Origin of the sequence: Burkholderia sp. HMSC10F09 (assembly GCF_001806955.1) — a bacterium.
Taxonomy (GTDB): Bacteria; Pseudomonadota; Gammaproteobacteria; order Burkholderiales; family Burkholderiaceae; genus Burkholderia; species Burkholderia multivorans.
This window is the reverse complement of sequence record NZ_KV786797.1, coordinates 65,177-74,892: the sequence shown is the minus strand read 5'-3', so window position 1 is coordinate 74,892 and position 9,716 is coordinate 65,177. Positions and strand designations below refer to the sequence as shown.

Here is a 9,716-nt window from a genome sequence, read left to right as displayed (position 1 = left end):
TGCCGCACGCGCGCCGCGCGTGCGGCACGGTGATGCATCGCGCGCGCGTCACCAGCGAGCGGTCACGCCGGCCATCACTGCGTGATCGGTCTGGTCGTTCAGCCCGCGTCGATAGCCGACGTCGACATCGAGCCAGGGCGTCGGCGAATAGATCGCGCCGGCGATCGCGAACGCAGGATTCGCACCGGCGCCACGCGTCGGATTGCGCGACGTGCCGACGTCGAGCGCGAGTTGCAGCCGGTCGGTCGCATGGTAGATGGCCGCGCCGGACACGGCCCAGATCGACGCGAGATCGTGCTCGCGCGTCGGCTGATACGTGAGGCCGGCGTTCGCGAGGAACGAGAACCGCGCGACGTCGAACTGCGCGAGCAACGTGGTGCCCGCGCCGAGCCGGTCCGTGCCGAGGCCGCGCCGGCCGTTACCGACCGGCACCGTGAACTTCGGTTTCAACGCGAGCGTAAGCGGCCCGCGCTCGACGAAGCGCCATTTCATCCCGATTTCGACGTCGCCAAAACCGGACCCGCTGTCGTCGGTGCGCGTCTCGAGGTTCGTATACGGCGCGTTCACGTACACATCGACGCGCTCGCCGAAGCCGCGCGTGAGCGTCGCGTTCCACAGTTGCCGGTAGCCGGTGTCGGGCTGCCGCGGCGTCTGCTCGGCATTCAGTTCGAACTGCCAGTTCCCGTTGCCCTGCGTGCCGGTATCGTCGCTGACGAGCGGATGCGCGGCCATCGCGCCGAGCGGTGTGAGCAGCGCGCCCGCGGCCGCGTACGGAAGAATTCTTTTCATTGGATCACCTGTCGGATGGGGCGGCCGGCGCGCGCCGGCCGCATCGATGCGCGGAAATTCAGAACCACTGCTTGTAGCGGCGCACGTAGATCGTCTTCACGATCTGCGCGAGCACGATGTAGCCGGCCATCGTCGCGACGAGCCACAGCCAGTAGCTGCCGGACAGATGGATGAAGCCGAGCGCGTCGGCGAACGGCGAGAACGGCAGCCAGCAGCCGATCGCGATCGCCGTGATCGTCGACAGCAGCACCGGCAGCGACGCGGTGCTCTGCAGGAACGGGATCTTCTGCGTGCGCAGCAGATGCACGACGAGCGTCTGCGACACGAGGCTTTCGATGAACCAGCCGGAATTCATCACGATCTGGCCGCCGCTGCCACCGTGCAGGTGATACATCGCGCCGGCGCCGAACACGGTCCACATCAGCACGTAGGTCGTGATGTCGAATACCGACGAGGTCGGGCCGACCCACAGCATGAAGCGGCGGATGTTGCCGGCCTCCCACTTGCGCGGCTTCTTCAGGAACTCGGGATCCATCCGGTCCCACGGCAGCAGCATCTGCGACGTGTCGTAGATCAGGTTCAGCACGAGCAGCTGCGTCGCGAGCATCGGCTCCCACGGCAGGAATGCGCTCGCGACGAGCACCGAGAACACGTTGCCGAAGTTCGAGCTCGCGGTCATGTTCAGATACTTCAGGATGTTGCCGAACGTCTCGCGGCCCTTGATCACGCCTTCCTCGAGCACCATGAGGCTCTTCTCGAGCAGGATGAGGTCGGCGGTTTCCTTCGCGATGTCCGCGCCGGTGTCGACCGAGATGCCGACGTCGGCATCGCGCAGCGCGGGCGCATCGTTGATCCCGTCGCCGAGAAAACCGACCGTATGGCCGTTCGCCTGCAGCGCCTTCACGATGCGCGCCTTCTGCAGCGGCGTAAGCTTCGCGAACACGGTCGTGCGTTCGACGGCATCGGCGAGCGCCGTGTCGTCGAGCGCGTCGATCTGCGGACCGAGCAACGGCGTGCCGGGCGACAGGCCGACCTGCCGGCAGACCTTCATCGTGACGATCGCGTTGTCGCCGGTCAGCACCTTCACCGCGACGCCGTTTTCGCGTAGCGCCGCGAGCGCCGGCGCGGCCGATTCCTTCGGCGGATCGAGGAAGGTCAGGAAGCCGCGCACGACGAGATCGCGTTCGTCGGCGGTGCGGTACTGTTCGCGCTCGTCGCCACGCGCGATCGCGCGCGTCGCGAGCACGAGCACGCGGAAGCCGTCCTCGTTGTATGCGTTCGCCTGTTCGAGGAGCCGCTGGCGCGCGGTGAAGTCGAGTGGACGCAGCCCGTGCTCGTCCTGGACATGCGTGGATACCGCGAGCATTTCGTCGACCGCGCCCTTGCAGATCAGCAGATGCGCGCCGTGCGCGTCCGCGACGACGACCGACAGGCGGCGGCGCACGAAGTCGAACGGCAGCTCGTCGATCTTGCGGTAGCCGTGCGGCTTCACCGAGTCGCCGATTTCGTCCGCGCGCGCGACGATGGCGGCGTCGATCAGATTCTTCTGGCCGCTCTGATGGAAGCTGTTCAACCAGCCGAGACGCAGCACGTCCTCGTTCCGATAGCCGGACGCATCGAGATGATGCTCGAGGATGATGCGGTCCTGCGTGAGCGTGCCGGTCTTGTCGGTGCAGAGCACGTCCATCGCGCCGAAGTTCTGCACCGCATTGAGCCGCTTGACGACGACCTTGCGGCGCGCCATCGCGACCGCGCCGCGCGCGAGGTTCGCGCTGACGATCATCGGCAGCATTTCCGGCGTCAGGCCGACCGCGACCGCGAGCGCGAACGTGAGTGCGCTGAGCCAGTCGCCTTTGGTCAGCCCGTTGATCATGAACACGATCGGTACCATCACGCACATGAACCGGATCAGCAGCCAGCTCACGCTCGCGACGCCGCGGTCGAAGCTCGTCTCGATGCGCTTGTGGCTAACGACGTTGCGCGCAAGCGAACCGAGGTACGTGTCTTCGCCGGTCGCGACGACGACGGCGGTCGCGGTGCCGCTGACGACGTTCGTGCCCATGTAGCACACGTTCTCGTGATCGAGCGGCGACACGGGCACGTTGCCGGCGTCGCCCGGCGCATGCGCGTTCGCGGATTTGCCGGCGACCGCGCCGAGCGTGTCGTACTTCTCGACCGGCAGCGCTTCACCGGTCAGCACGGCCTGGCTGATGAACAAGTCGCGCGACGCAAGCAGCCGCACGTCGGCCGGCACCATGTCGCCGGCCGACAGATGCACGACGTCGCCGACGACGACGTTGCGCATCGGCACGTCGCGGCGCGCCGGTTCCGCCGTCGCCGTCGTCGCGCGCAGCACGGTCGCGGTCGTGCGCACCATCGCCTTCAGCTTTTCCGCCGCGCGCAGCGAGCGGAATTCCTGCACGAAGCGCAGCACCGCGCTGATCACGACCATCGTGAGCAGGATCGTGGTGCCGACGTAATCGCGGTCGTCGGGCGCCGCGAACCACACGTCGGTCAGGAAGCTGATCGCGGCCAGGACCAGCAGCACGTAGACGAACGGGCTGTGGAATGCGCGCAGCAGCTGGATCGTCCAGTGCGGCGGCTTGTCGTGCGCGATTTCGTTCGGGCCGTCGTCCTGCAGACGCTCGGCGGCCCGCGCTTCGGTGAGACCGCGCGTGGTCGTTTGCAGGATCTTCAGCAGCTCGTCGAGCGGCTGCGCCGCATACTGCGCAGCGCGCACGATCTGCGTATCGTGGTGTGCAGCTGTGCCGGCCGCGACGAAGCCGCGCTGTTTCTTCTTCGTTGGAATGCGTTGTGTCATGGGTCGCTCCTGGCGCGCGGCGTGGCGGCGGGAGCGACCGTGACGTCAGCGACGCACGCGCGCAGCCCGCCGCGTCGCATCGCGCGCGATCGGGGGTGATTCGGTAACGGCGGAAACGCTCGCCGGCGCGCGTGGCGCGACCGATCGGACGATGCGCCACGGCGCACCGGCGAGCGGTAATCGACTACTGTCGTCCGGGTTCATCTGCGCTCCTGTCGGTAACGGGTCAACGGCACGGCCGAACGGCGGCCACGCATGCGCGAACGCATGCGGCCGGTCGGCGCGCGAACGGAAAACGCACGCGGCAACGCCGCGCGCGGCACGAACGCACGCGCGCGACGGCGCACGCGTGTCGTTCGACATCATCGAAAAATTCGGCGGGGAATCGGGCCGGTCAGGCCGGAAGGGCGCCGCATCCTGCTTCCCGGGATGCGGCAGAAGACGAGGCTCTGCGCAGTTTCCTCAGGCAGCAGTCAAGTTGGCCAAGCGCCAACTACAACTCGCATCGGTGTTCACAGAACACTCCATGTAATCAGACGGGGGCGATGGTAATAGCTCGTGCTGCTAAGCGTCAACCCTTTTGGCCGGCCGCTCGATGCTTCGCGCGGGGGCGGTACCCGCGAGACAGGCCGCGAGACAGCCGCGAGACGCGATGCGTGCGCGGCTGTCTCGCGTGCGTCACGGTGCCGCGGACGCGACCGCAGCGCCTGCGTCGAGGATGCCCGAACCGGCCGGCGCCGCCGTGCACGACGTGCCCGCGGCGAGCTTCGCGGCGCGCGTGCCGCCTTGCAGCTTCTGCTGGATCTGCGCGGGCGTCAGGTTGCCGTTCACCGACAGCATCAGCGCGGCGACGCCGCTCACCTGCGGCGCGGCGAAGCTCGTGCCGTTCGCGGGGCCGTACGTGTCGGTGCCCGGCGTCGTCGTGCCCGAATTCGCGGTCGACACGATGCCGACACCCGGTGCGCTCAGTGCGACGTCGGAGCCGAAGTTGCTGAACGACGCGCGGCGGCCGGTCGAATCGGTCGCGCCGACCGCGATCACGCCACGGCAGTTCGCGGGCTGGTCGAGCGCGGTCGACTGGCCGTCGTTGCCGGCCGCGACGACGACGGTCACGCCCTTCGCGGTCACGTCGTCGATCGCCTGCTGGAACGTCGTGCTGCACGCGCCGGTGCCGCCGAGGCTCAGGTTGATCACCTTCGCGGGCGTCGGATTGTTCGGCGCGCCGTTGACGGGGATGCCGGCCGCCCAGCGCATCGCATCGGCGATGTCGCTCGTCGAGCCGCCGCATTTGCCGAGCACGCGCACGGGCAGGATGCGGCCGAGCCACGACACGCCGGCGATGCCCATGCCGTTGTTCGCGTTCGCGCCGATCACGCCCATCACGCGCGTGCCGTGCCACGTGCTGTTGCTCGGCTGGCTTTCGCAGTGGTAGTACGGGCCGTTCGGATCGTCGAGTTCCTGCTGCGTGACCCAGTCGCCGGGATCGGTCGCGTCGCTGCCGCGCGTCTTGCCGTTGTTGCTGACGTTGATGTCGGAGATGAAGCTGTAGCCGGGCAGCAGGTTCGCGTTGAGATCCTCGTGCGGCCGATAGCCGGTGTCGAGCACGGCCGTGACGACGCTCGGCGAGCCCTTCGTGCGATCCCAGGCGGCCGGCAGATCGACGCCGCCGGTCTGATCGAACAGATACCACTGTTGGTTGTAGTCGGGGTCGGTCGGTGTGTCGCGCACGTTCATCCGGTGATCGGGTTCCGCGTAGTCGACGTCGGCATCGGCCGCGAACGCCTGCGCGAGCGCGTCGGCGTCGGCCGCGGCGATGCGCTGGCCGAGCGCGAGCACGGCCGCGCCGTTCGAGATCGTGCGCTCGACCTGCACGTTCAGCGACGTCTGCGCGGCGGTGCTCGCATAGGCGCGCGCGGTGCCGACCGGCGCATTCCAGCGTGCGATCGAGCGCTGGATCACGGCGTCGAAGCGCGATGCGGTGTCGGCGGCCGCCATCGCATGCGTGGCGGTCGACGTTTTCAGCCGAACGATCAGATGATCGACCGGCGGTTCGGTCGGCGCGACGCTCTGAGCGGCCATCTGCGCGGCGGCTTGCGAGGTCGTGCACGCGCCGTTGCCCGACGATGCCGGCGGCGCGCTCGGTGCCGGCGCGGGCGTCGGCGTCGGTGCCGGAGACGCGTTCGACGGCGGCGTCGTGCCGCCGTCGCCGCCGCCTCCGCCGCAGCCCGCGAGAGGAAGGAGGGCGGCGGCCGACAGGATGCCGGCGAGCATGCGCGCGTGGCCAGCGCGTGCCACGGCAAGGTTGAGACGTTTGGCGCTCATGTTGAAACTCGATCCTCGTTAGGAAGCCGTCGTGCCGGCGTGGAACCCGGGCCGGCCGAGCCGGACCCGTTGCTGCGGGCGCGGCGGCGGGATGCCGCGTGCGCCTTGCTGTGGGTAACGGCTGCCGCGGCGGCTTCTTGAGGCGATTCGCGCAGAAATGCGTGCGGGACGGCAAACGGTTGCGTTTCCTTACGCTTTCCCTGATGCGACGCGAATTTTGTCGGGCGTACGATCGCGGTTCGATCAACGTTTTGTCAGGAGAAAAGCATGGATCGCCGCTTTCGTTGGGCCGCTGTCGCGTTGTCCTGTGCGCTGGCCGGCGCCGCGCATGCCCAGGCGCTGACCGGCACGCTGAAGAAGATCAAGGACACGGGCGTCGTGTCGCTCGGCATCCGCGAATCGTCGGTGCCGTTCTCTTACTCGGACAATCAGCAGAAGAATATCGGCTACTCGCGCGACATCGCCGCGCGGATCATCGATCAGCTGAAGGCGGACCTGAGCCTGCCGGGCCTCACGGTGAAGGAGATTCCGATCACGTCGCAGAACCGGATTCCGCTGCTGCAGAACGGCACGATCGACTTCGAATGCGGATCGACGACGAACACGCTCGAACGGCAGAAGCAGGCCGCGTTCTCGAACAGCATCTTTCTGTACGGCATCCGCTTCAGCACGCGCAAGGACTCGGGCGTGAAGGACTTCCCGGACCTCGCGGGCAAGACGGTCGCGACGACGGCGGGCACGTCGGACGAGCGGCTGCTGCGCAAGCTGAACGAGGAGAAGGGGATGAACATGACGATCATCAGCGCGAAGGATCACGCGGAAGCGTTCATGAACGTGACGACCGGCCGCGCGGTCGCGTTCGTGATGGACGAGCCGCTGCTGTACGGCGAGATCGCGAAGGATCGCAATCCGGGCGCCTATACGGTGACCGGCACGCCGCTGATGCACGAGAACTACGCGTGCATGATGCGCAAGGACGATCCGGCGTTCAAGCGCGTCGTCGACGGCGTGATCGCGAAGATGCAGACGTCCGGTGAAGCGGAGAAGCTCTACGATCGCTGGTTCATGCAGCCGATCCCGCCGAAGGGCGTGAGCCTGAACTATCCGCTGTCGACGGAGATGAAGCAGCTCTTCAAGAATCCTACCGATCAGGCGCAGTACTGATTCGCACGCGCTCGGCGCGTCGTATCGCATGCGTGCGCCGTTCGGCACGCACGACGCATGCGTCGTATGATCGGCGAAACATCGCGGCCGTCCGATGCCGGTGCGGCCGTCTCACGATCCGTTGCATAGCCTGCAACGCGGCGCGCGCAGCCCGCGCGACGTCGCTTGCCGATGCACGTGCCGTTCCCTCCGCGCGACGCAGCTGAACCGCCGATCCGCGTCGTGTTCACCCATCGTTGATTCCCTTTTGTTCCCACACGCGCCCGCACGCCGCGCGATCGCATGCATGCGCGCACGCTGCGCATGCCCGCATCGGGTCCGGGCGTAAACCCGGATTCAGATTTCAATTTGAACTGGTCAGAATCGGCCGAAATTGTTCAACAATTTTCGGCGTAAAAACCTGCGGAGCCGCATGGGGCGGCGCGCAGGCGCAGTTGCGAGCCGTTTGCGCGATAGCCGAAAAATCGGGAGTCACGCCATGTCCGGTCAGTCTTCGCTTCGACCTTTCCTTCGCGGCGCGCTCGTGCCGCTGGCTTTCGCGGCTTCGCTCGCATCGGCGGCGCCGCTGCAGACGGTGAAGCCCGGCACGCTGCTGATCGGCTCCGATCTCACCTATCCGCCGTACGCCTATCTCGACGGCGGCAAGCCGGCCGGCTTCGATGCCGAGTTCTCGCGGATGCTCGCGACGCATCTGAAGCTCGAGCCGGTCTTCCTCGACACGCGCTTTCCCGATCTGATTCTCGGCATGAAGGCGCGCCGCTTCGATGTCGTCGCCTCCGCGCTGTACGTGACGCCCGATCGCGTGAAGCAGGTCGACTTCGTGCCGTACCTGAAGACGGGCGCATCGCTGCTCGTCGCGAAGGGCAGCGCGTATCGGCCGAAAACGCCCGACGAACTCTGCGGCAAGCGCGTCGGCTCGATCAAGGGCGCGTCGTGGACGCCGAAGCTGCGCGCGATCTCGACCGACACCTGCAAGCCGGCGGGCCGCGGCGAAATCGCGATCCTCGAATTTCCGACGTCGCCGGAGGCGACGTCCGCGCTGATGTCGAAGGCCGTCGACGTGCAGATCGAGGACGCGGCCGTCGCGCAGGGCATTCCGAAGCAGACGAACGGGCGTGTCGAGCCGAGCTCCACGACGCTGCTGTATCCGATCGTGATCGGCCTCGGCGTGACGAAGGGCGACGGCGGGCTGCAGCACGCGCTCGAAGGTGCGCTGAACGACGCGAAGCGCAGCGGCGAATACGGCAGTCTCGTGAAGAAGTACGGGCTGCAGGAGCCGACGGCCGCCGACGTCGCGGCCGCGCTCGGCACCGCGAAGTAGCCGCACGCGTTCGCGCGTACGCCGCTGCGGCGGCCGTTCGCCTCGCGCGATGCGCGGGCGGCCGCTTTCCCTTCCGCCGGTTGAGGAGTCTCCGATGCAGTTCGATTGGCACTATGCGTTGCAGCTGTTGTGGGACAAGGATTTCTGGCGCGCGTGCGTCGTCGTCGTGAAGCTCAGCGTGTCGGTGTGGGTGCTCGGCGTGCTGCTCGGCTTTCCGGTCGCGCTGGCGCGGCAGTCGCATCAGCCGGCGCTCAAACGCGCTGCGGCCGCTTATATCTGGTTCTTCCGGAGCCTGCCGCTGCTCGTACTGCTCGTGTTCATCTACAACCTGCCGCAGGTGTTTCCCGCGACCAGCACCGTGCTGTCCGATCCGTTCACGGCCGGCCTGATCGCGATGGTGCTCAGCGAGACGGCGTATTTCGCGGAGATCCATCGCGGCGGCATTCTGTCGGTGCCGCGCGGGCAGCTCGAGGCCGGCCGTGCGCTCGGCATCCGCTTCACCGGCATCCAGCGCATGATCGTGATGCCACAGGCGATCCGCATCGCGCTGCCGGCGCTCGCGAACGAGTTCATCACGATCGTGAAGCTCACTTCGCTCGTATCGGTGATTTCGCTCGCCGAGATTCTGCTCGTCGGCCAACGGCTGTACACGCAGAACTTCCTCGTGTTCGAAACGATGCTGGCCGTCGCGTTCTACTACGTGCTGATCGTCACGGTATTCAGCCGCTTGCTCGGCTATCTCGAACGGCATCTCGACGTCAGCCGCCGCACGGCGACGCAGCCGGCGCCGGCGAGTGCGGCGCTGCCGCTGTCGGCAGCGGCCGCCGCGCCGCGGCCGCGTGCGACCGCCGAGTTCGCACTGCGGCTCAAGGGCATCCAGCAGCGCTACGGCCGCCATGAAGTGCTGAAGGACATTCATCTCGACGTCGAACCCGGCCAAGTCGTGTCGATCATCGGGCCGTCGGGGTCCGGCAAGACGTCGCTGATCCGCACGATCAACGGGCTGGCGCCGCTGAACGCGGGCGAGATCGAGCTGTACGGCGCGCCGTTCATTCGTGCGGCGGGCGCGCATCCGCCGCGCGTGCCGAACGACCGCCTCCTCGACATCGGCATGGTGTTCCAGAGCTTCAACCTGTTTCCGCATCGCACCGCGCTGCAGAACGTGATGATGGCGCCGTGCTATCACCGCCAGGCCGATACCGATGCGATCCGCGTGCAGGCGCTGTCGCTGCTGTCGAAGGTCGGGATGCTCGAGCATGCGAACAAGTATCCGCATCAGCTGTCGGGCGGCCAGCAGCA

The 9,716-nt window shown here is 67.4% G+C and carries 6 protein-coding genes; 3 read left to right on the top strand and 3 right to left on the bottom strand.

The annotated features are described in order from the left end of the window. Positions 1-48 precede the first annotated feature (48 nt). The 3 genes from HMPREF3115_RS19445 to HMPREF3115_RS19430 all read right to left on the bottom strand — a co-directional run bounded on the left by HMPREF3115_RS19445 (position 49) and on the right by HMPREF3115_RS19430 (position 5,932). The gene (locus tag HMPREF3115_RS19445; protein WP_006403306.1) at positions 49-789 is read right to left on the bottom strand and encodes a transporter; all 741 of its coding nucleotides are present in this window, start codon (positions 787-789) and stop codon (positions 49-51) included. 58 nt (positions 790-847) lie between these two features. Then, complete coding sequence (mgtA, locus tag HMPREF3115_RS19440) at positions 848-3,610, bottom strand: magnesium-translocating P-type ATPase (RefSeq protein ID WP_070555644.1); 2,763 nt, start codon at positions 3,608-3,610, stop codon at positions 848-850. Between the two features lie 678 nt (positions 3,611-4,288). Next, positions 4,289-5,932, bottom strand: coding sequence for a S8 family peptidase (locus HMPREF3115_RS19430; RefSeq protein WP_035487601.1), 1,644 nt, complete (start codon positions 5,930-5,932; stop codon positions 4,289-4,291). A gap of 267 nt (positions 5,933-6,199) precedes the next feature. Between HMPREF3115_RS19430 and HMPREF3115_RS19425 the strand changes: the two genes are divergently transcribed. The 3 genes from HMPREF3115_RS19425 to HMPREF3115_RS19415 all read left to right on the top strand — a co-directional run. Next, positions 6,200-7,096 carry a glutamate/aspartate ABC transporter substrate-binding protein gene (locus tag HMPREF3115_RS19425; RefSeq protein WP_070555642.1) on the top strand — a complete coding sequence of 299 codons (897 nt, stop codon included), beginning with the start codon at positions 6,200-6,202 and terminating at the stop codon, positions 7,094-7,096. A 478-nt stretch (positions 7,097-7,574) separates the two neighbouring features. Beyond that, positions 7,575-8,417 carry an ABC transporter substrate-binding protein gene (locus HMPREF3115_RS19420; protein ID WP_070555640.1) on the top strand — a complete coding sequence of 281 codons (843 nt, stop codon included), beginning with the start codon at positions 7,575-7,577 and terminating at the stop codon, positions 8,415-8,417. 94 nt (positions 8,418-8,511) lie between these two features. Then, on the top strand, positions 8,512-9,716 hold a 1,205-nt coding region (locus HMPREF3115_RS19415), incomplete at its 3' end, for an ABC transporter permease subunit (protein WP_256276281.1).

Excerpts from the sequence above, each read along its gene's own strand:
- HMPREF3115_RS19445 (WP_006403306.1), bottom strand. The coding sequence starts at position 789 with ATGAAAAGAATTCTTCCGTACGCGGCCGCGGGCGCGCTGCTCACACCG.
- mgtA (WP_070555644.1), bottom strand. The coding sequence starts at position 3,610 with ATGACACAACGCATTCCAACGAAGAAGAAACAGCGCGGCTTCGTCGCG.
- HMPREF3115_RS19430 (WP_035487601.1), bottom strand. The coding sequence starts at position 5,932 with ATGAGCGCCAAACGTCTCAACCTTGCCGTGGCACGCGCTGGCCACGCG.
- HMPREF3115_RS19425 (WP_070555642.1), top strand. The coding sequence starts at position 6,200 with ATGGATCGCCGCTTTCGTTGGGCCGCTGTCGCGTTGTCCTGTGCGCTG.
- HMPREF3115_RS19420 (WP_070555640.1), top strand. The coding sequence starts at position 7,575 with ATGTCCGGTCAGTCTTCGCTTCGACCTTTCCTTCGCGGCGCGCTCGTG.